The 21,016-nt window shown below is 71.9% G+C and carries 18 protein-coding genes; 11 read left to right on the plus strand and 7 right to left on the minus strand.

Going from position 1 to position 21,016, the window contains the following annotated elements; genetic code table 11:
- The first annotated feature begins 88 nt into the window (after window positions 1-88).
- The 4 genes from AOK23_RS04230 to AOK23_RS04245 all read left to right on the plus strand — a co-directional run bounded on the left by AOK23_RS04230 (window position 89) and on the right by AOK23_RS04245 (window position 3,570).
- A complete protein-coding gene (locus AOK23_RS04230; RefSeq protein WP_055711399.1) occupies window positions 89-1,030 on the plus strand; it encodes a Zn-ribbon domain-containing OB-fold protein in 942 nt (313 codons plus the stop codon).
- On the plus strand, window positions 1,027-2,076 hold the full coding sequence (locus AOK23_RS04235) for a thiolase domain-containing protein (protein ID WP_055711400.1): 1,050 nt from the start codon (window positions 1,027-1,029) through the stop codon (window positions 2,074-2,076). The genes AOK23_RS04230 and AOK23_RS04235 overlap by 4 nt, the downstream gene beginning before the upstream one ends.
- Window positions 2,073-3,239 carry a thiolase domain-containing protein gene (locus AOK23_RS04240; RefSeq protein WP_055512991.1) on the plus strand — a complete coding sequence of 389 codons (1,167 nt, stop codon included), beginning with the start codon at window positions 2,073-2,075 and terminating at the stop codon, window positions 3,237-3,239. Before AOK23_RS04235 ends, AOK23_RS04240 begins: the two co-directional genes overlap by 4 nt.
- 82 nt (window positions 3,240-3,321) lie before the next feature.
- The gene (locus tag AOK23_RS04245) at window positions 3,322-3,570 is read left to right on the plus strand and encodes a DUF397 domain-containing protein (protein WP_055711401.1); all 249 of its coding nucleotides are present in this window, start codon (window positions 3,322-3,324) and stop codon (window positions 3,568-3,570) included.
- Window positions 3,571-3,667: 97 nt separating this feature from the next.
- Here AOK23_RS04245 and AOK23_RS04250 read toward each other — a convergent pair whose 3' ends face one another.
- Window positions 3,668-4,660, minus strand: a complete 993-nt coding sequence (locus AOK23_RS04250) for a glycosyltransferase family 2 protein (RefSeq protein ID WP_240496242.1) — start codon at window positions 4,658-4,660, stop codon at window positions 3,668-3,670.
- 98 nt (window positions 4,661-4,758) lie between these two features.
- Between AOK23_RS04250 and AOK23_RS04255 the strand changes: the two genes are divergently transcribed.
- The 5 genes from AOK23_RS04255 (at window position 4,759) to AOK23_RS04275 (ending at window position 10,486) form a co-directional block, all read left to right on the plus strand.
- Window positions 4,759-5,229, plus strand: a complete 471-nt coding sequence (locus tag AOK23_RS04255) for a GtrA family protein (RefSeq protein WP_055711403.1) — start codon at window positions 4,759-4,761, stop codon at window positions 5,227-5,229.
- A 37-nt stretch (window positions 5,230-5,266) separates the two neighbouring features.
- Window positions 5,267-6,709: a hypothetical protein gene (locus tag AOK23_RS04260; RefSeq protein WP_055711404.1), complete on the plus strand. Its 1,443-nt coding sequence runs from the start codon at window positions 5,267-5,269 to the stop codon at window positions 6,707-6,709.
- Window positions 6,710-6,807: 98 nt separating this feature from the next.
- Complete coding sequence (locus AOK23_RS04265; protein ID WP_079049285.1) at window positions 6,808-7,413, plus strand: CGNR zinc finger domain-containing protein; 606 nt, start codon at window positions 6,808-6,810, stop codon at window positions 7,411-7,413.
- 77 nt (window positions 7,414-7,490) lie between these two features.
- A complete protein-coding gene (locus tag AOK23_RS04270; RefSeq protein WP_055513004.1) occupies window positions 7,491-7,988 on the plus strand; it encodes a hypothetical protein in 498 nt (165 codons plus the stop codon).
- A gap of 125 nt (window positions 7,989-8,113) precedes the next feature.
- The gene (locus AOK23_RS04275) at window positions 8,114-10,486 is read left to right on the plus strand and encodes a glycoside hydrolase family 95 protein (protein WP_055711424.1); all 2,373 of its coding nucleotides are present in this window, start codon (window positions 8,114-8,116) and stop codon (window positions 10,484-10,486) included.
- Window positions 10,487-10,670: 184 nt separating this feature from the next.
- On the opposite strand, the gene AOK23_RS04280 is transcribed toward AOK23_RS04275, so the two are convergent.
- The 4 genes from AOK23_RS04280 to AOK23_RS04295 all read right to left on the minus strand — a co-directional run bounded on the left by AOK23_RS04280 (window position 10,671) and on the right by AOK23_RS04295 (window position 15,592).
- A complete protein-coding gene (locus tag AOK23_RS04280; protein WP_055711406.1) occupies window positions 10,671-12,644 on the minus strand; it encodes an N-acetylmuramoyl-L-alanine amidase in 1,974 nt (657 codons plus the stop codon).
- Between the two features lie 192 nt (window positions 12,645-12,836).
- On the minus strand, window positions 12,837-13,949 hold the full coding sequence (locus tag AOK23_RS04285) for an ABC transporter substrate-binding protein (protein WP_055711425.1): 1,113 nt from the start codon (window positions 13,947-13,949) through the stop codon (window positions 12,837-12,839).
- 128 nt (window positions 13,950-14,077) lie between these two features.
- Window positions 14,078-14,248, minus strand: a complete 171-nt coding sequence (locus AOK23_RS04290; RefSeq protein WP_157877934.1) for a hypothetical protein — start codon at window positions 14,246-14,248, stop codon at window positions 14,078-14,080.
- Between the two features lie 201 nt (window positions 14,249-14,449).
- Window positions 14,450-15,592, minus strand: coding sequence for an aminoglycoside phosphotransferase family protein (locus tag AOK23_RS04295; RefSeq protein ID WP_055711408.1), 1,143 nt, complete (start codon window positions 15,590-15,592; stop codon window positions 14,450-14,452).
- Between the two features lie 234 nt (window positions 15,593-15,826).
- On the opposite strand from AOK23_RS04295, the gene AOK23_RS04300 reads away from it, so the two are divergent.
- The gene (locus AOK23_RS04300) at window positions 15,827-17,323 is read left to right on the plus strand and encodes a DNA-binding protein NsdB (protein ID WP_055711409.1); all 1,497 of its coding nucleotides are present in this window, start codon (window positions 15,827-15,829) and stop codon (window positions 17,321-17,323) included.
- Window positions 17,324-17,433: 110 nt separating this feature from the next.
- Here AOK23_RS04300 and AOK23_RS04305 read toward each other — a convergent pair whose 3' ends face one another.
- The gene (locus tag AOK23_RS04305; protein WP_055711410.1) at window positions 17,434-18,855 is read right to left on the minus strand and encodes a PP2C family protein-serine/threonine phosphatase; all 1,422 of its coding nucleotides are present in this window, start codon (window positions 18,853-18,855) and stop codon (window positions 17,434-17,436) included.
- Window positions 18,856-19,326: 471 nt separating this feature from the next.
- Between AOK23_RS04305 and AOK23_RS04310 the strand changes: the two genes are divergently transcribed.
- Complete coding sequence (locus tag AOK23_RS04310; protein WP_055711411.1) at window positions 19,327-19,740, plus strand: SsgA family sporulation/cell division regulator; 414 nt, start codon at window positions 19,327-19,329, stop codon at window positions 19,738-19,740.
- 78 nt (window positions 19,741-19,818) lie between these two features.
- On the opposite strand, the gene AOK23_RS04315 is transcribed toward AOK23_RS04310, so the two are convergent.
- On the minus strand, window positions 19,819-20,916 hold the full coding sequence (locus tag AOK23_RS04315) for a baeRF3 domain-containing protein (RefSeq protein ID WP_055711412.1): 1,098 nt from the start codon (window positions 20,914-20,916) through the stop codon (window positions 19,819-19,821).
- Between the last annotated feature and the right edge of the window lie 100 nt (window positions 20,917-21,016).

The raw sequence follows: 21,016 nt of genomic DNA on the forward strand, positions 1-21,016 counted from the left end.
GGCCTCTCGCACCCCCGGTGGAGCCCCGTGGAGTCTCACTCCCGCGTCCCGGACGCGTCGCCCCCTTTCCGAAGGAGTAACCCCGCCGATGTCCGCAGTCCTCAAGGCACCCCTGACCGTCGAGTTCCCCTTCACCCGATCCCTCGGGCCCGTGCAGAGCGCCTTCCTCACCGGGCTGCGCGAACGTGTGATCCTCGGCGTGCGCACCGGCGACGGACGGACCCTCGTCCCACCCGTCGAGTACGACCCCGTCACCGCCGAGGAGATCCGCGACCTCGTCGAGGTCGCCCCCACCGGCACCGTCACCACCTGGGCCTGGAACCACGCCCCCCGGCGCGGACAGCCCCTGACCACCCCCTTCGCCTGGGTGCTCGTACGGCTCGACGGCGCCGACACCGCCCTCCTGCACGCCCTCGACGCCCCCGGCCCCGACGCCGTGCACACCGGAATGCGCGTCCGGGTCCGGTGGGCCGGGGAACGCACCGGCGCCATCACCGACATCGCCTGCTTCGAGCCGTACGACGCAGAGCGCGCCGAACCGACGGGCCACAGCGGTGAGTTCGTCGACGCGGTGACCGGGATCGTCGCCCCGGCCCGCCTCGACTACACCTACTCGCCCGGCCGCGCCACCACCGGATACCTGCACGCCCTCGCCGGACGCCGCATGGTCGGCGAGCGCTGCCCGTCCTGCCGGAAGGTGTACGTGCCGCCGAGGGGCGCCTGCCCCACCTGCGGCGTGGCCACGGCCGAGCAGGTCGAGGTCGGCCCCGGCGGCACGGTCACCACGTTCTGCATCGTCAACATCAAGGCGAAGAACCTCGACATCGAAGTCCCCTACGTCTACGCCCACATCGCCTTGGACGGCGCCGGCCTCGCCCTGCACGGCCGGATCGCCGGCATCCCCTACGACCAGGTGCGGATGGGGCTGCGCGTCGAACCCGTCTGGACGGAGGGAGGCCGCTACCCCGACCACTACCGGCCCACCGGCGAGCCGGACGCCGCGTACGACACGTACAAGGAGCTGCTGTGAACCGGGAGATCGCCGTCGTCGCCTTCGCCCAGACCGACCACCGCCGCACCAGCGACGAGTCCTCCGAGGTGGAGATGCTCATGCCGGTGCTGCACGAGGTCCTGGCACGGACCGGGCTGAAGACCGCCGACATCGGCTTCACCTGCTCCGGGTCCAGCGACTACCTCGCCGGCCGGGCCTTCTCCTTCACCCTCGCCCTCGACGGCGTCGGCGCCTGGCCCCCGATCTCCGAGTCGCACGTCGAGATGGACGGCGCCTGGGCCCTGTACGAGGCATGGGTGAAACTCCAGACGGGCGACGCCGACACCGCCCTCGTCTACTCCTACGGCAAGTCCTCACCCGGCTCCGTGCGCGACGTACTGACCCGCCAGCTCGACCCGTACTACGTGGCCCCCTTGTGGCCCGACTCCGTCGCCCTCGCCGCCCTCCAGGCCCAGGCGCTCATCGACGCGGGCCGCACCGACGAGCCGGCCCTCGCGGCGGTCGGAGCCCGCAGCCGCGCCGACGCCGAGACCAACCCCCACGCCCAGCTCAGGGGCTCGGTGTCGCAGGGCGAGTACCTCGTACGGCCGCTGCGCACCGGCGACTGCCCGCCCATCGGCGACGGGGCCGCGGCCGTGATCCTCGCGGCGGGGGAGCGGGCCCGTGACCTGTGCGAGCGGCCCGCGTGGATCCGGGGCATCGACCACCGCATCGAGGCCCACGGCATCGGCGTCCGCGATCTCACCGACTCGCCCTCCACCCGCCTCGCCGCCGAACGCGCCGGAGCCTTCGAACGCCCCGTGGACACCGCCGAGTTGCACGCCCCGTTCAGCTCCCAGGAGATCGTCCTGCGCGAGGCGCTGCGACTCGACGACGGCGTGCGGGTCAACCCGTCGGGCGGCGCCCTCGCCGCGAACCCGGTGATGGCCGCCGGACTGATCCGCATCGGCGAGGCCGCCGCCCGCATCCACCGGGGCGAGTCCGACCGCGCCCTCGCCCACGCCACCTCCGGGCCCTGTCTGCAGCAGAACCTGGTCGCCGTACTCGAAGGGGATCCCCGATGAGCAAGGAGCCTGTGGCCGTCATAGGCGTCGGCCAGACCAAGCACGTCGCGGCCCGGAGGGACGTGTCGATCGCCGGACTCGTCCGCGAGGCCGCTCGACGCGCCCTCGACGACGCCGAGTTGACGTGGGCCGACATCGACGCCGTCGTCATCGGCAAGGCGCCCGACTTCTTCGAGGGCGTCATGATGCCCGAGCTGTACCTCGCCGACGCGCTCGGCGCGGTCGGCAAACCCATGATGCGGGTGCACACGGCGGGTTCCGTCGGCGGATCGACCGCGCTGGTCGCCGCGAGCCTGGTCGCCGCCCGCGTCCACGGCACCGTCCTCACGCTGGCGTTCGAGAAGCAGTCCGAGTCCAACGCCATGTGGGGCCTGTCCCTGCCGATCCCCTTCCAGCAGCCGCTGTTGGCCGGCGCCGGCGGCTTCTTCGCCCCGCACGTCCGCGCGTACATGCGGCGCAGCGGCGCCCCCGACACCGTCGGTTCCCTCGTCGCGTACAAGAACCGCCGCAACGCCCTGAAGAACCCGTACGCGCACCTCCACGAGCACGACATCACGCTGGAGAAGGTCCAGGCGTCACCCATGCTGTGGGACCCGATCCGCTACTCGGAGACCTGCCCGTCCTCCGACGGGGCCTGCGCGATGGTCCTCACCGACCGCGCGGGGGCCGCCCGCGCGCCGCGGCCCGCCGCGTGGATGCACGGCGGGGCGATGCGCAGCGAGCCGACCCTGTTCGCGGGCAAGGACTGCGTGTCGCCTCGCGCGGGCCGCGACTGCGCCGCCGACGTGTACCGGCAGGCGGGCATCGCCGATCCGCGCCGGGACATCGACGCGGTGGAGATGTACGTGCCGTTCTCCTGGTACGAGCCGATGTGGCTGGAGAACCTCGGCTTCGCCGCCGAGGGGGAGGGCTGGAAGCTCACCGAGTCGGGCGTCACCGAACTGGACGGCGACCTCCCCGTCGACATGTCCGGCGGGGTGCTGTCCACCAACCCCATCGGCGCCTCCGGGATGATCCGCTTCGCGGAGGCGGCGCTCCAGGTACGGGGCCTCGCCGGGGAGCACCAGGTCGACGGCGCCCGCCGGGTCCTCGGGCACGCCTACGGCGGTGGTTCGCAGTTCTTCGCGATGTGGCTGGTCGGCGCCGAGCCACCCACCTCCTGAACCTCCTCCTCACGTGGCCTGTCCGCGGCGGGGACCGATCGCTAGTCTGGCGGGCGGACGACGAACCGGGAGGAGCACGGACGTGGCCGAGAGCACCATGGAGCAGCAGCGATCGCTCGACGGCTGGCACAAGCCGGCGGAGCTCGACCTGAGCAACGCGGACTGGCGGTCCAGCAGCCGAGGGCGGGGAGACGTCCAGATCGCCTTCGTCGAAGGCTTCATCGCCATGCGCAACAGCCGCCGCCCCGAGAGCCCTTCACTGATCTTCACCCCCGCGGAGTGGGGTGCCTTCGTGTCGGGGGCCAGGGAGGGCGAGTTCGACCTGACCTAGAACCGCCCCGGCGACGGCCGTCGGTGGGCGCCCGAGCCGCTCACCGACCTGCCCGCCCCCGACTCTCGTCGGCCGGGGCGGTCGTGGCCCGGGCGGGTCACAGGCCACCGGAGACGTTCCGCACGCGGACCCGGCCGGTCCCCAAGTGATGCGTGGTGTAGCGCGGCGAGCGGGTCGGCGCCGCGTACGCGAGATGCACGAGCCGGGACTGCTCCTGACGCATGTGCATGAGCGATTCCAGGATGTACCCGACCAGGAGGACGAGCGCCGCGATCGTCATGACCGCCGCGGCGAGGATCGCCGTGGGGATGCGCGGGACCGTGCCCGTGCGGATGAAGTCGGCGATGACGGGGATGCCGAGGACGACCGAGACGAGAGCCAGCAGCCCCGCGACCGCGGTGTGGACGAGCGAGGGCCGCTCCCGCCGCGCCAGATCGAGGATGACCCGCAGGATGTGCCAGCCGTCCCGGAAGGTGCGCAGTTTGCTCTCGCTCCCGGCGGGCCTGACCCGGTAGTCGACCTCCAGCTCCGCCGTGGGAAGCCGGAGATGGAGCGCGTGGATGGTCATCTCGGTCTCGGTCTCGAACTGGCGGGCGAGCGCCGGGAAGGACTTCACGAAGCGGCGTGAGAAGACGCGGTACCCGCTCAGCATGTCCGTCACGTCATTGCCGAACAGGGACCCCACGACGCCCGTGAGCAGTCTGTTGCCGAACGCGTGCCCCGCCCGGTAGGCGGCGCTGGCCGTCTCCCGGCGTGCCCCGACCACCTGGTCGTACGGTCCCTCGAAGAGCAGGTCCACCAGGTCCCGCGCCCGGGACGCGTCATAGGTGTCGTCACCGTCGATGATGAGCAGGGCGTCGGCGTCGACATCGGCGAAGGCGCGCCGGATGACATTGCCCTTCCCCTTGCGCCGTTCCTCCCGGACGATCGCGCCCGCCTCACGGGCGACCTCCACGGTCCGGTCGGTCGAGGCGTTGTCGTACACATAGATGTCCGCCTCCGGGAGCGTGGCCCTCAAGTCGCGCACCACCTTCCCGACGGCCGCCTCCTCGTTGTGACACGGCACGACACACGCGATGGTCGGTGGCATGTCCACTCCCTGTCCGAATCGGCGACACATGAGGTGGAAATCATGCGATATGGGCGCGTCCAGGGAGCGGGGGCGCGCCGTGTCGTTACTCTCGCGGGGTGTCGGTCCTCGCGTCTGTGGCGCTCCGTGCGCGTGACGCCGTCAGGGGTGTCTGGCGCGAGGTCACCAAGTTCGGGGTGGTCGGAGCGCTGGCCTTCGTCGTGGACAACGGCGGCTACAACCTGCTGGTGTTCGGGCTGCCCGGCGGCTCCGAGGGCGGGGTGATGCGGGAGCTGCCCGTCCAGGCGTCCGTCCTCGCGACGGGTGCCGCCGCGCTCCTCAGCTGGGCGGGGAACCGCTACTGGACCTACCGCCACCGGCATCGCGAGAAGCTGACCCAGGAGTTGGCCCTCTTCCTGCTGGCGAACCTCGTCGGCGTCGCCATCACGGCGGGCACGGTCTACGCCTCACGGCATCTGCTCGGCCTGGACTCGGTGCTCAGCGACAACGTCGCGCGCGTCTTCGGCTGGGTCCTCGCCACCCTGTTCCGCTTCTTCGCCTACCGGCGCTACGTCTTCGTCGCGCCCTGATCCGTACGGTCCCGTCGCCGCTGTTAGCATCCGCCGCATGGGACGAAATACGTGGTTTCAGGGTGAAAAGCTCTGGAGCTGGGGGCTGGCCGCTGTCGCCGTGGTGTGCTGCCTGGGCACGACCGTCGTGTTCGCCCCGGGGTACATGAGTCCCGACAGCATCGAGCAGCTCCGGCAGGCGATGGGCAGGACACCGCTCACCGACTGGCACCCGCCCGTCCTGAGCCTGGTGTGGCGTGCGCTCATCGCCGTCACCGGTACGCCCTCGTCCATGGCCGTCCTCCAGTCCGTCGTCTTCTGGGGCGCGCTGTGGGTGGTCGCCTGGTGTGTCTGGGACCTGACCGCGAGCCGCGCCGGTTCGCTCGCCGTCCTCGGCATCGGGCTGACTCCTCCCGTACTGACCTTCGTCGGCGTGGTGTGGAAGGACGTCCACGCGGCCGCCGCACTGCTCGCCGCGTGCGCGGTGGCGTTCGTGGGACTGCGGCTGCGGGGGCGCGACGTGCCCCCCGCCATGCGCTGGGGTCTGTTCGGGCTGGGCGTGCTCTTCCTCGCCTACGCCATGCTCGTCCGCAAGAACGTGTTCCTCGCGGCGATCCCCCTGTTCGTCCTGCTGGTTCTCGCGCTGTGGCGCGCACCCGGCCGCCGCATCTGGGCGCTGTGCGTGGCGGCGCTCGTGGCCGCGCTCGTCGTGCCCGCCGTCGCGATCTCCCGGATCGCCCATCCCGTGGAGACGCGACAGGGCGCGCAGATCATGCTCGACGACCTGGTCCACGTCCTGACCGTGGAGGAACTGCGGTCGGCGGACGTCCCGCCGGACCTCCGGAACCGCCTGGTCGCGGCCGCCGAGAAGTGCCGCAGCGTCGGTGCCCTCTCTGACGCGTACTGGGCCTGCTACGAACGTCGGCCGGACGGGATGGCCAGGGACGCGGACGGCATCACCTCCCTGTGGCTGAGCGAGATGGGCTCCCACGCCCCCGGCTATCTCCAGTACCGGCTGCGGCTCTTCACCGGGCTGCTCTTCGAGACCGGCTACCCGTACCAGGCAGGGGTCTTCCCCAACGACCTCGGCATCGAGGTCGCCCACCCCCGGCTGGCGGCCGGCCTCGGCGCGTACATCGGGGGCATGGGCGCGGATCTCCGGCCGCTCTTCCGGGGCTGGTTCTGGCTCGCCGTCGCCCTCTTCCTCACCGTCCGCCCCGGCAGGGGGCGGTTCTCCCTGCCCATCCGGGCGCTGGGCGTCAGCTCGATGGCCTACGTGCTCGGATACCTGCCCATCATGCCGGCGACGAACTACCGCTACGTCTACTGGTCGGCGCTCGCCTGCACACTCGGTCTCCTGCTGCTCTGGCTGGACCGCCGCCCCACCGCCTCCACCCCGGCCGCCTCGGAGCCCGCGCGAACCGGCTCCGTCGTGACGCCGGCCGGCGCCGTGACGGCGCATCACCCGGCCGAGCCCGAGGAGCAACACCAGCCGCGGTGACATCGCCGTGCGGCGTGCACGCCTTGCGCGGGGGCTAGTGGAGGGAATCGGGACGCCGACTCCATCTAATGGATGCCGACTCGCCTATCATTAACGTCATGGAGTACTCGATCAGCGCGGACGCGCGGCTCGCCCTCGACCTCGCCCTCACCGTGCGCCACGACGGCGACGGCGGTGTGGCCGACGACCTGGCCGAGCCCGCCGGGCTCGCCAGCTGGGTCCGCGCCCACGCCGATCTCCTGCCGGGCGCCGCCGGCCTCACCGCCGACGAGACCGCCCTCGCCGCCGTACGCGATCTCCGGGGGGCCGTCCGCGCCCTGTTCGCCCGTGCCGTCAGCCCCGCCGAGCCCAGCCCGGCCGACGCCGCCCGGCTGCTGCCCCTCCCCGAAGCCCTGGAGCACCTCAACCGGGCCGCGGCCCAGGCCCCGACCGTCCCGGTGCTGACCTGGTCCCCGAGCGCCGACCCCGTCCTGCGCCAGGAGCCCGCGACCGGCGGCGACCCGCTCACCGCGGCCCTCGCCCGGGCCGCCATCGCCTTCCTCGCGAGCCCCGAACGGCAGCGGCTTCGGGCCTGCCACGCACCCCGCTGCGTGCGCTACTTCCTGAAGGAGCACCCCCGCCAGGAGTGGTGCAAACCGGCCTGCGGCAACCGGGCCCGGGTGGCCCGCCACCACGAGCGCCACAAGGCGTCCACCGGACGGTGACGAGCACCTTCCCCTCCGTCCCGGGAATCGCCTCGCCCACCCGGCAGCGACCACCTTCGGACACGTACCATGGCGGCATGTCCTTCCTCCGCCGCCGCAGTGCCACCCCTGCCGGGCCCGAATTCGACGTACTGGCCATGGACCCGGGCGACTGGCCGGGCAATCTCGGCGCGGGTCTGCTGCCCGCACCCGACGGAAGTTGCCAGGGTGTCTTCCTGCGCTACGACCTGTACGGCGGCCGCGGCCCCGCGATGATCATCGGCAACCTCCCGGAAGGCTCCCCGGCCCGCGAGGTCGCCGACGGTGAGATCCCCTTCGAGGTGGCCCAGCTGCTGCTGGCGCTGGAGAACGAGGAGGACATCACCGTCGTCGGCACCGAGGACATGCCGGTGATGCAGGGCGACAACCTCCTGATCGTCCGCCGCCTCAAGCTCTCCGAGTCCCGGATCTCCTGCGTCCAGTTCGACCGCAGCGACAACGTCCTGGTGACCATCGCCGCCTGGGACCGCCCCATCACCGACGACCTGTACGCGCTGCTGAAGCCGCTCCCCGCCGAGCTGTTCCAGCAGGGCTGACCCCCGGCCGGGCCCCACCGACCCGCGGACACGCCGTCCGCGGGTTTTGTCATGCCTCTTGTTGACCGAGTGATCGGACCATTACGGTCCGGTGCATGCCCCCAGAGATCTCCCGCAGAGAGACCCTGAGGACCGCCTTGGCCGGTGCGAGCGCACTCGCCCTGGCCGCAGGACCCTTAGGGCAGTCCGCAAGCGCCACTGATTCCTCCGATGTGTCCGGATCGGGGGCCGAGTCACAGCAGGCCCCGCACGAGGCGCGGGCACCACGACAGACGCCCCTCACGCTCTGGTACACCGCCCCCGCCGCCGACTGGGAGCGCGAGGCCCTGCCCATCGGCGGCGGCGCCCTCGGCGCCACCGTCTTCGGCACGCTCGCCTCCGAGCGGCTCCAGTTCAACGAGAAGACCCTCTGGACCGGCGGCCCCGGCTCCGCCCAGGGCTACGACCACGGCAACTGGACCGAGCCCCGCCCCGGCGCGATCTCCGCCGTCCAGGACCGCATCGACGCCGAGACGAAGGTCGCCCCCGACGCCGTCACCGCACGACTCGGCCAGCGGCGCGTCGGCTACGGCCACCACCAGACGTTCGGCGACCTCCGCCTCGACCTGCCCGGAGCCCCCGACACCGTCCCGGCCGACTACCGCCGCGGCCTCGACCTGAGCGAAGCGGTGGCGAGCGTGACGTACACGCACCGACAGCGGCGCCACACACGGGAGTTCTTCGCCTCCCACCCCGACGGTGTCCTCGTCGGCCGCCTCACCGGAGGCATCACCCTCACCCTGCGCCACACCTCGCCCCGCTCCGACTTCACCGCTACCGCCACCAGCGACCGGATCACCGTGCGCGGTGAACTCGCCGACAACGGGCTGAAGTTCGAAGCGCAGATCCGTGTCGCCCACACGGGCGGCACCCTCACCGCGAACCCCGACGGCACGCTCACCGTCACCGACGCCGACAGCGTCTGGTTCGTCCTCGCGGCGGGCACCGACCACGCCGACACCTACCCGGACTACCGCGGCGACGACCCGCACACCACCGTCACCAGCACGGTCGACGAGGCGTTCCGCAAGGGGTACCGGAAGCTGCGCTCCCGCCATGTCCGCGACCACCGCGCCCTCTTCGACCGTGTGGCACTCGACATCGGCGGCGAGGCACCGGACACGCCCACGAACGAACAGCTCGCGGCGTACACCGGTGGCACGACCCCCGCCGACCGCGCCCTCGAAGCCCTGTACTTCCAGTACGGCCGTTACCTCCTCATCGCCTCCTCGCGCGCGGGATCCCTCCCCGCGAACCTCCAAGGCGTCTGGAACAACAGCACCAGCCCGCCCTGGTCGGCGGACTACCACACCAACATCAACATCCAGATGAACTACTGGCCCGCCGAGGCCGCCAACCTCGCCGAGACGACGGCCCCCTACGACCGCTTCGTCGAAGCGCTGCGCGCGCCCGGCCGACGCACCGCGCGGGAGATGTTCGGGTCACGCGGCTGGGTCGTCCACAACGAGACCAACCCGTACGGCTTCACCGGTGTGCACGACTGGGCGACCGCCTTCTGGTTCCCCGAGGCCGCCGCCTGGCTCACCCAGCAGATGTACGAGCACTACCGCTTCGGGGGCTCCACTCGGTATCTGCGCTCCACCGCGTACCCGGTGATGAAGGAGGTCGCCGAGTTCTGGCTGGACAACCTGCGCACCGACCCCCGCGACGGCACCCTCGTCGTGACGCCCAGCTACTCCCCGGAGCACGGCGACTTCACGGCGGGCTCGGCCATGTCCCAGCAGATCGTGCACGACCTGTTCACCAACACCCTGGAAGCCGCCCGCGTCCTCGACGACAGCCCCGCCTTCCGCGAGCAACTCGCCTACACCCGGCGGCGGTTGGACCCCGGGCTCCGCATCGGCTCCTGGGGTCAGCTCCAGGAGTGGAAGGCCGACCTCGACGACCCGGACGACGAACACCGCCACGTCTCCCATCTGTTCGCCCTCCACCCCGGCCGCCAGATCGAACCCGGCAGCGCCTGGGCCGAGGCGGCGAAGGTCTCCCTCACGGCGCGCGGCGACGGCGGCACCGGCTGGTCCAAGGCCTGGAAGATCAACTTCTGGGCGCGGCTCCGCGACGGCGACCACGCCCACCGGATGCTCGGCGAACAGCTCAAGTCGTCGACACTGCCGAACCTCTGGGACACCCACCCCCCGTTCCAGATCGACGGGAACTTCGGCGCCACCTCCGGAGTCGTCGAGATGCTCCTGCAGAGCCAGCACGACGTGATCGAGATCCTCCCGGCCCTGCCCGCCGCCTGGCCCCACGGCGCCGTCCGCGGTCTGCGCGCCCGTGGCGGCGCGACCGTCGACATCACGTGGTCCTCGGGCACCGCGACCCGGATCGCCCTCACCGCCGAGCGCAACCGCGAACTCACCGTCCGGAGCACCCTGTTGCCCGGAGGGGAACTGACCTTCCGGGCGGTCGCCGGCCGGCGCCACGTCTGGTCCAGGTAGCCGAGCGGCGGGCTTGTCGCGCAGTTCCCCGCGCCCATGGAGGGACGGGCCTGCGGCCCGCCCTCCCCATGAAAAGCACGGGGCGCAGCCCCGGTCGCTTTTCAGGGGCGCGGGGAACTGCGCGAACGGCCCCCACTCACCCGCACCCGCCGACGAACCCCGGCCCCGAGCTACAAGGCACCCCTCAGATCGCCGGCAGCACCCGCACGTCCGCCGCCCGCACGAACGCCACCCGGTGTCCGAACTGGATCTCGTAGTAGACGTCGTCCCCCCTCACGACCTTGTGCCCGGACGTGTCGAAGGAGACGGCGTAGTAGTACTCGCCCTTCAGCCGGTCACCGACCACATAGCGCTGCCCCTTGAGGAGCTTGTACGGCAGCGGCGACACCGCCTGGGCCGGGACGTCCGTCGGATAGGCCTCCTTCTCCGGGTAGGCCCTGCCGTACACGGGGATCTCCGCGAGATCCTTCCGGGGTGTCACGACCAGCCCGGCCGCGCCGACCGCCGTGGGCTGTGCCGCCGGGTTGCGGAACCACGCCTTCTGCCCGAGGTACCAGATCGCCGTCCACGCGCCGCGCCGCTCGGCGACCGCGTACTGCTGGCCGGTGGAGACCCGCGAACCGAGGTCGTTCACATCGATCGTGGAGGGGCTCCCGTCCGGCCGCAGGCCGATGTCCTTGATGAGCGGCGAGGCCGTGTCGGGCTCGCTGTACAGGCGTACGGCACTGGAGCCGTGCACGGCGCACGGCTGCCCGCCGCTCACACAGCCGGTGAACTCGGGCCGGTTGTCCGCGTAGTCGGGGAGGATGGTGACGAGACGGCTGTTCTGTCCGGCGGTCGGGCCGAAGGGCCTGCCGAGCAGCTCGAAGTAGTGCCGCCAGTCCCAATACGGGCCGGGGTCGGTGTGCATGCCCGGGATCGTCGCCGTCGTCGGGCCGGGCACGGTGTCGTGGCCGAGGATGTGCCGGCGGTCCAGCGGGACGCGGTACTTGGCGGCCAGGTACTTCACCAGCCGTGCCGACGTCCGGTACATCGCCTCCGTGTACCAGGCGTCCGGCGAGGCGAGGAAACCCTCGTGCTCCAGGCCGATCGACTTGGCGTTGACGTACCAGTTGCCGGCGTGCCAGGCCACGTCCTTGTTCTTCACATGCTGGGCGATGTGCCCGTCCGTGGAGCGCAGCGAGTAGTGCCAGGACACGTACGTCGGGTCCTGGACCAGCTTCAACGTGGTGTCCCAGGTGGCCTCGGTGTCGTGGACGACGATGTACCGGATGCTCTGGGACGTGGGCCGGTCGGCCAGGTCGTGGTTGCCGTAGTCCTTGTCGCCGAACTCCTCGTACGGTGCCGGGATCCACTCGCACGACACCGTCCTCGGGCACTCGGTGCCGGCCGCCGCGGCGGCGCGCAGCCCGGCCCGCGTCAACTGCCCGGTGTGGGGGGCCAGTCGCGGCTCGGCGGGGAGCGTCACCCGCTGACCGGCGTCGGTGACCCGGTGGACGCCGTCCCGGATCACCGCGAAGACCTCGTTCGCGTACGCCGCCGCCGTGGCCCGGTCGTCGGCGCCGGAGAACCGCGCCACCGCCCCGTACCAGTCGGCGGGGTCGGCGCTCGGCTCGCGGCCCAGCTCCCGTTGCGCGGCGGCGAGCAGTGCCGCGCCGCCGGCCACATTGGCCTCGGCGTCCGTGCGCAGTGACTCGGCCGGCAGTCCCGTCAGCTCGGCCGCCCGCGGCAAGGTCCGCAGCCGGGGCGGGAGTTCGGCGTTCTCGGGCAGGACCGCCTCGGGTCGCAGCGGCGGACGGGAGCCGTCACCGCGCGGGTCCTCCGCACCCTCACTGTGGTGCGGGGCCTCGGCCAGCGCCGTACGCGCGTCCGTGAGGTGCATGGGGCCGTAGCCACCGGTGACGCTGGGGGCACCGCCGTGCGCGTCCCAGCGGGACTGAAGATACGACACACCCAGCAGCACACTGCGGGGGACCTGGTACTCCGCGGCGGCGGCCGCGAAGGCGCCCTGCAGCCGGGCCGAGGACGACGACTGGCTCTCGGGCGGGGCCGCGCCCAGCAGCGGCAGCATCAGCACCGCCGGGGTGGCGGCGACCGCCGTGCCGCGAAGACGTCTGCGACGGGTGGTGGGCCTGCGGTCGGTGGGGGATCCTCGCAAGGCGGCCTCCTGGAACGGTGGGGCGTTGGCGGGGCATGCGGGGCCGAACGTGCACCAGTGCTATCGGTCGGCCGACGATCCGTCAATCATGCCCGCCCGGAGGCCCGGTCACCGGCCATGACGGCCCGTGGCGCGTGGAACGGCGGACAGCCGTCTCCCCCCGACCTCGCTTGCCACCCTCCCGCTTCTCGCTCACCCGTTCCGGAGGATCCGGAAGCGATCGGGCTCCGCCGGATCCCGATCGACGACCTGCACCGGCGGCCAGGCCCACTGCCAGACACCGACGCCCGGTGTTCGGGAGAATCGGATCTCCCCCCGGGACCCCTCGACCACGACAGGCGGCCAGGAGGCGGCGATCCGTGCCCGGTCCGTGCCCTGGGAGCGCAGTACGTCGGCGAGGACGGCGATCGTGTCGTAGCCCTCGAAGGCGACGAACGAGGGGGCCTCGCCGAGCCGCTCGCGCAGGGCCGCCTCGACACGTGTGCCGAGGGCACCGAGACGCTCGGGCAGATAGCGCAGGAACGGGACCCCCGAACCGTCGCCGCCCAGCAGAGCCGCCCACGAGGGGAGCTCCGGTTGCCCGGCCGGGGCACCGACCAGGACGTCGGCGAGCCGCTGGTCGCGGCGGACGGCCCTGACGATCGACACCGCCGGCTCCGGGTGGCCCGTGAGCAGCAGCAGGGCCGTCGTTCGCAGGCGGACGAGTTCGTCGCACACGGCCGTGGGGTCGAGCAGGCCCATGTCGAGTTCGGCGACGGAGCCTCCGTGCGGGGCGAGGTGGTCGCGCAGTAGGCGGGTCCCGGCCGCCCAGTACACGCTCGACTGGGCCGCCACGGCGACCCGCCGGTGGCCCGCGTCGAGGAGGTGGTCGGCGTAGATCCGCCAGCCGTGGGACTGGGCCGGGCACAGGCGCGCCACCCGATATGTCGGCCGGTCGGTGAGCGCGTCGAGGACCGCCGACGAGCACAGGAACGGCAGACCGAGGGCGTCCGCCCGCGCGGCGGCGGAGCGCGCGACAACGCTGTGGTACTCCCCGGCCAGGGCGGCCACACCCAGCCGAGCCAGCTCGTCCACGGCCGCCGCGGCCCTCCGCGGATCGGCCACGGTGTCCCGGACCAGCAGTACCAGGGGTCTTCCGTCCATTCCACCGCCGTCGTTGACCTCGTCGGCGGCGAGTTCGAGGCCGGCCAGCAAGTGCCGACCCGCCTCCACCCAGCCGGGCGGGCTCAGCGGGACGAGTACACCGATCCGGACGGCCGACGGGTCCCTCTCACTCCGCCCCGGCGAGCGCATGTGCGTGATCATGACGCACATTGCATCCATGACCGCCGCCGAAGGGCAAGCGATGAGTCGTGCGAGGGACCAGCTGGCCCCGGCCACCCCAGACCATGGGTACGGGGCAACGGGACCAGTGGCTGCTGTGAAGTGTCCTCCTAGTGCCGCGGGGGCTTCTTCGGCTTCTTCCGCACGGCGTCGACCTGGGTCTGCTCGCTGTGGTCGGTAAGGGCCGAGACCACATCCGCGACCGCTGGTGCGGCGAGCACTCCGCAGAGGAGGAAGCCGCATGTGGTGACGGCAGTGCGCTTACGGATGACAGCCTGCACAAAGATCACCTGCCAGGACTGCTCTGCTACAGCCTCTCTGTCCACGATCCGCCCCAGCCACAACAGGAGTCAAGACCCGCCTGCCTGCCTATCTGCCCGTGGCGCGGCGGTGGTTGAGCGCGACAACTACTGCAAGGGCTGACATGACGAAGGCCCGCGGTGCGCCGGTGTGCGGGGCGCGCCGCGGGCCTTCGTTTCCCCTCAGCGAGTGCCGACCGCCGCCCGTACGGCCTTGCGGGCCAGCTGGCAGTCGTCGTGCAGCCGCCTGAGCAGCAGCCGCTGTTCCTCGCCGGACGGCGCAGCAGCCGGGTGGGCCGGGCCCGGTGCCGCCGGGGTCGTGTCGTGCATCGAACGCTGCACGGCCGTCTCGTAGGTACGGATCTCACGGGTCAGTACGAGCATCAGATTCACCAGGAACGCGTCCCGCGAGGCAGGGCCCGCGGACTGCGCCAGTTGACTGATCTGACGCCGCGCCACGGGAGCGTCCCCGAGCACCGCCCACAGCGTCGCCAGGTCGTAGCCCGGCAGATACCACCCCGCGTGCTCCCAGTCCACCAGCACTGGACCGGCCGGTGAGAGCAGGATGTTCGACAGCAGGGCGTCGCCGTGGCAGAACTGGCCCATGCCCTGACGGCCCGCCGCGTGCGCGATGCCGTGCAGGAGCTTCTGCAGATCGCCCATGTCCCGGTCGGTGAGCAGACCCAGCTCATGGAATCGGGAGATCCGCTCCGCGTAGTCCAGCGGGGCGTCGAACGTGCCCGCCGGTGGCCGCCACGCGTTCAGCCGGCAGATCGCGCCGAGCGCCGCCCGGATGTCGGCGCGCGGCGGCGCCTCCACCGGATGCCGCTGCAGCGCGGCCACCCGGCCCGGCATCCGCTCGACGACCAGGGTGCAGTTGTCCGGGTCCGCCGCGATCAACCTCGGCACCCGCACCGGGGGGCGGTGCCGGACGAACGAGCGGTAAGCGGCTATTTCGTGCCGGAGCCGCTCCTCCCAGATGGAGGAGTGGTCCAGTAAACACTTGGCGACGGCCGTGCTGCGCCCTGTCGTACCGACGAGCAGCACCGAGCGGCCGCTGCGGCGCAGCACCTGGACCGGAGCGAACTCCGGACAGATGCGATGCACCGAGGCGATCGCCGTGCGCAGCTGCGCGCCCTGAGGGCCGGACAAGTCGAGTCTCCCGCTGAGCGGTTGGGGGCCGAGCCCCGGAACGCGCCGGGCCCGGCCGGCACCGAGTCCGGGGGCCACGGAACGGGTGGGGTCGAGATAGGGGCCGCCACCGCCCGGCTGGCGGGGTGCGAGCGGCCGGGGCGGAGCGGACACGGAGGACGATGCTGCGTACATGGGCGAATACAGATCCCTTCGTGTGCCTGCGATGTCACGCGCCACCCGCCCCGGCCGACCGGGGACACCCTGGGGAGTGCCTGTCGGGCGACCGGGCCGGGGTGGCGCTTTCCTACCTGACACCGGATGGCCCGTGGCACACCATGTAGCGCACCCTGGCGAAGCCTGGCGAATAGTCCCCCAGCAACTGACAGCGGGCTACATTCAACTCAGCCGAGAACCTGGGGGCTTGACGTGAGCGGACAACCCAACACCCGACTCGCAGACCTGTTCGGCCTGGCCGGCTGGTCGAAGGGCGAGCTCGCGAGGCTGGTCAACCGGCAGGCGGCGGCCATGGGCCACCCGCAGCTGGCGACCGACACCTCACGGGTGCGGCGGTGGATCGACATGGGAGAGATCCCGCGCGATCCCGTGCCGCGGGTGCTGGCGGCGCTGTTCACCGAGCGTCTCGGCCGTGTCGTGACCATCGAGGACCTCGGTCTGGTCCGGCACGGGCGTACGGGGAAACGGCAGGGCGGCGGGAATGCGGAGCATCCCGACGGTGTGCCGTGGGCGCCCGAACGGACTGCCGCGGTCCTCACCGAATTCACGGGAATGGACCTCATGCTCAACCGACGCGGCTTGGTGGGTGCGGGCGTCGCGCTCACCGCGGGATCAGCACTCAGCAGCGCCATGCACGACTGGCTGCACACCGACCCGACGCTCAAGGCCGACGCTCCCGACCTCGACAACCCCCTGCACGCCGACCCCGCTGGGTTCGACCGCTATGAGGCCGCCCCCATCGGATCGCAGGAGATCGAGGAACTGGAGCGCTCCGTCGAGGTGTTCCGGGCCTGGGACGCGGCCCGTGGCGGCGGGCTGCAACGCAAGGCTGTCGTGGGACAGCTCAACGAGGTGGGAGGCATGCTCTCCTACCGCCACCCCGAACACCTCCAGCAGCGTCTGTGGGGCGTCGCCGCAAACCTCGCCGTCCTCGCGGGATGGATGTCGCACGACGTCGGCCTCGAACCCACCGCCCAGAAGTACTTCATCATCGCCGCCCACGCCGCCCGGGAGGGCGGTGACCGGCCCCGCGCCGGCGAGGCCCTCTCCCGGGCGGCCCGGCAACTGGTGCACCTCGGCAAACCCGACGAGGCGCTCGACCTCATGAAACTAGCCCAGTCCGGCTCCGGCGAGCGGGTGCTGCCCCGCACCAAGGCCATGTTCCACACCATCGAGGCGTGGGCGCAGGCGTCCATGGGCAAGGGCCAGGCCATGCGCCGCACCCTGGGGCAGGCGGAGGACCTCTTCGTCTCCGACAAGGGCGACACACCGCCGCCGAGTTGGATGCAGACCTTCAAGGACGAGGATCTGTACGGCATGCAGGCCCTCGCCTACCGCACCCTCGCCGAGTTCGAGCCCGGCGCGGCCGCGCACGCCCAGCACTACGCGGAGAAGGCCCTGGCCCTGCGCAACGACGGCCGGGAACGGTCGAAGATCTTCGACCATCTCTCCATGGCGTCGGCCTGCTTCATCGCGGACGACCCCGAGCAGGCGAACCGGTACGCCCGGCTGGCCCTGATGTCGATGGGGTCGAACTCGTCGGGACGCACCTGGGACCGGCTGCGTCAGATGTACCGGCTCACCGGTCAGTACTCCAGCTATCCGAAGATCCAGGACCTTCGGGAGGAGATCAAACTCGCCCTGCCGAAGCCGCAGTCGAGGAACAGGGGCGACATCGCACCGGCGTGACCGCCGGCCGGCGGTACCCCATGGCATCAGGAGGTCACCGCTTCGGCATCAGGAAGTCACCCCTTCTCCCCGTCGGACGACGATCCTGAGGTCAGGCCAGGACCCTGACGTCAGGCGAGGACCCTGGCGACGAGCACGCAGGCGTCGTCCTCGCGCTCGCCCTCGCCGAACTCCTCCACCACCGCCCGTACACCGTCCCTGGCCGTCCGCGCCTCGGCGAACCGCGGGGCCAGGTCCAGCAGCCGCTGGACGGCTGCCATGCCCCCGGGCACCAGCCCATCGGTGTGCAGGAGCAGGAGATCACCCGGTCGGAGCGTCACCTCGGCCTGCCCGTAGACGGCGCCCGAGGTCGCGCCGAGCAGGACGCCGTCCGGCGTCGGCAGCACGCGCCCCGTCCCGTCGCGGAACAGCAGCGGGGCGGGGTGCCCCGCCTGTGCCCACACCAGGGTGCGGGTCGCCGGCCGGTAGCGGCAGCACACGGCGCTACCGAGGGCCGGTTGCCCGGCCGCGTCGAGTAACTGGTTGAGGCAGGCCATCAGCTGCCCCGGTTCGGTACCGGCCATGGCCATCCCGCGGACCGCGCCGATCAGCGTCGCCATGCCCGAGGTGACGGTCACTCCGTGGCCGGTGAGGTCGCCGACGCTCAACAGGCTGTCGCCGCCGGGCAGTTCGAGCGCGTCGTACCAGTCGCCGCCGATCAGCGCCGTTGACGAGCAGGGGAGATAGCGGGCCGCCACGTCCAGGGTCTCGGGGCCCCGGTGCGGGAGCCGCAGGGCGCCACGCCACGGCGGCAGCACGGCCTCCTGGAGCTCGACCGCGATCCGGTGCTCGGCCCGCGCGATGTGCCGTCGGCGTTCGAGCGAGTCACGGGTGTCGCTCACCGCACGCTGGCTGCGCCGCAGTTCGCTGACGTCGCGTAGCACCGCCCACATGGAGGCGGTGCTGCCGTCGTCGTCGAGTACGGGCTCGCCCATCATGTGCACGGTGCGGACCACCCCGTCGGGGAGCTCGATCCGGAACTCACCGTCGATGCGCCGGGCGTCGATCAGACAGTCCGTCACCATCGCCGTCAGCTGCGGCCGGTCCTCCTCCAGCACCAGCGACGGCAGCTCGTCGAGTGTGAGTGCCGGGGTGGACGGATCGCGGCCGAGGATCTCGTACAGCTCCCCGGACCAGCTCGCCTCGTCCGTGAGGAGGTTCCACTCGGCGCTGCCGACCCGGCTGAGCAGCGACCCGCGCGGGCGGGCCGCGACCGGTTCGGCGGGAGCGTCGGCGTCGTCCGCGTCGGCCGCCGGGACATCGGGGCCGTCCCGCAGCTGGGCCAAGTGCTCGTCCAGATCGTTCAGTTGATGGAGCGCCAGGTCGTACAGAGCGCGCTGCCACCGGCCCTCGGCGTCCGTCCCGTCGGCGGCGGCGTCACGCCGTACGGCGTCCATGTCGCCGCGCAGCCGGCGCGTCTGCGAGATGAGCGCGTCGACCGTGCCGCGTCGGGGCGGCTGGGCGGGGCGATCCGCAGAGAGATGGGACGGCATCACGTACTCCGAGGGGGGACGGTACGACCAGCGCTGACGGATGGGCCGGTTACGACTGTCGCACAGCCCGCGACGCGCTGTAAGGGATTTGGCAAGACACGATACGGTGGTGCTTCCGGCATATGCCGCTGTCCTCGCGGACCGGGTCCGCCACGACATCTCGCTACGTGCCCCGAGGGGGCAAGTCGTAGGCAGCGTACGCGACTTGATGGATTGTCGGGTCTGCTCCGAGCCGCTTTCAAGCCCGTGTTCGAGGGTCGTTTGTGCGAGCCGCTTTGATCCTGTGGAGCGGTGTCGGTACATCCGAGGAGAACCGGCGTCCGCCGGGGGGTGAGGGTCTCGGGTACGGGGGAAACGGGTGACTTGGCTCACAGTGGTGAATCCAGGAAAGCGTGGCGCGCGAATGCCCTTCGCGAGGCCGATGAGGCATGTCGGCGCAGGGCCGACCCGGATCCGAAACGGAGAGCGCGCATGACCGTCACACTGGAACAGCCCGCACGAGTCCTCCTGGTCACGGCCGAGGACCGCGAGCTGCCGGTGCCCACCACGCTGCGCTACACCTCCGACGACCCGCTGGCCGTGCATCTCGACTTCCCCGCGGACATCTCGCTCAGCGGCTCCATGGTGACCTGGACGTTCGCCCGCGAGCTGCTCGACGAGGGGCTGCGGGGGCCAGCCGGAACCGGGGACGTGCACATCTGGCCCTGCGGGCGCACCCGCACGGTCGTGGAGCTGCACTCGCCGCACGGCATGGCCCTGCTGCGGTTCGACACCGCCGCCCTACGGCGCTTCCTGGTGCGCACCTTCGCCGTCGTCGGCTCCGGCAGCGAGCCGGTCGGGCGGGCCGTCGACCGGGGCCTGACGGCCCTCTTCGACGGTGTCTGACCGGTGGCGTGCCCGGTGGCGCGGGACGGCGGGCTCAGTAGTGCGGGGCGGCGCGTTCGGTAACGCAGGGCGGCGGGCTCAGTAGCGCAGGACGCCCGCGATGCCGCGCGCGTCGCCGAGGGTGCCGTCGGGCACGAACCGCACCTCGGCCCCGGTGTCGAGGCACCGTTCGACGATCTCGTCCACGATGTCCTCGCGGGCGTCCAGCTCGCCGCTCTCCGCCGGGACGAGGTGGACCCCGCCGTCGGCGCGGACGGTCGCCCGGTAGTTCTCCTCGACGGCCAGGAGCTGGACGCGGCCCTGCTCCGCGTTCTGCCGGACCTCGTCGACGCCGGCCGCGAACGCCTTGCTGCCGCGGGCCGCCTCCAGCCGCCGGGCCACCGTGTCGACGTTCCTGCGGTTCTCGGCCTCGATCATCGGGCCGATCGCCTGCCACACCGCGTCCGGGGTGCCGTGCGCCAGACCGCCGTGCGGAATGTGGGTGGCGTCCTTGGTGACGGTGCCGATCTCGTCCAGGAGGGACAGCGCCGCCGTCTCGCCCGTCACGTACAGGGGCCGCGGATGCGTACGCAGCACCCGGCTCATCGCCGTGTCGGCGTCCCGCAGGAAGTGCCGGGTGTCCTCGTCCCGGAAGGCGCTCGGCATGTCGCCGATCCGCTGCTGCCGTTCCGCGTCGAAGTTGTCGCGGTCCCGGGTGAGCGGGAACCCACCGGTGCGCGCGGGCACGACCCGGTCGCCGCCGCCGTTCCACAGCGCGACCCGGTCGGAGGAGACCGACAGCACCCAGAAGGGGCGCTCAGCGGCCTGCGCGGCCACCAGGTTCCGGGTCAGGAAGGTGTCCGCGAGCACCACGCGCTCCGGTACCGGCCGGGCCAGTGACCACACCTGGTGCTCGCCCGGCGCCGCGAAGATCACCAAACCGTCCTCGGCGTGCGTCAGGTCCACCTCGGCCAGCGCGCGGTCCAACTGCTCGACGACGTCGTTGCGCCGCTCACGGGTGACCGCGGGATCGTGGTCCAGCTGCTTCTTCGCCTCGGCGAGCACATTGCGGAGCCGGACCGGATCCTGGGCGTTCTCCGGTTCCCGCCGATGCGTCGGCGTCAGTACCGACACGGCGGGGTAGGGCCGCGGACGGCGCAGCTCGGTGAGGGTCGCGGGGCTGAGGGCATGCTCCATGACTTCACGATAGGACTGATTCGCGCGTGGGGCATTTGGGGTATTCGGGTCAACCGTCGCGGCGGGCCGAAGTCCGGACCGGGGCGCGAGTTAGGGGCGG

Source organism: Streptomyces torulosus (genome assembly GCF_001419765.1).
GTDB classification, from domain to species: Bacteria; Actinomycetota; Actinomycetes; order Streptomycetales; family Streptomycetaceae; genus Streptomyces; species Streptomyces torulosus.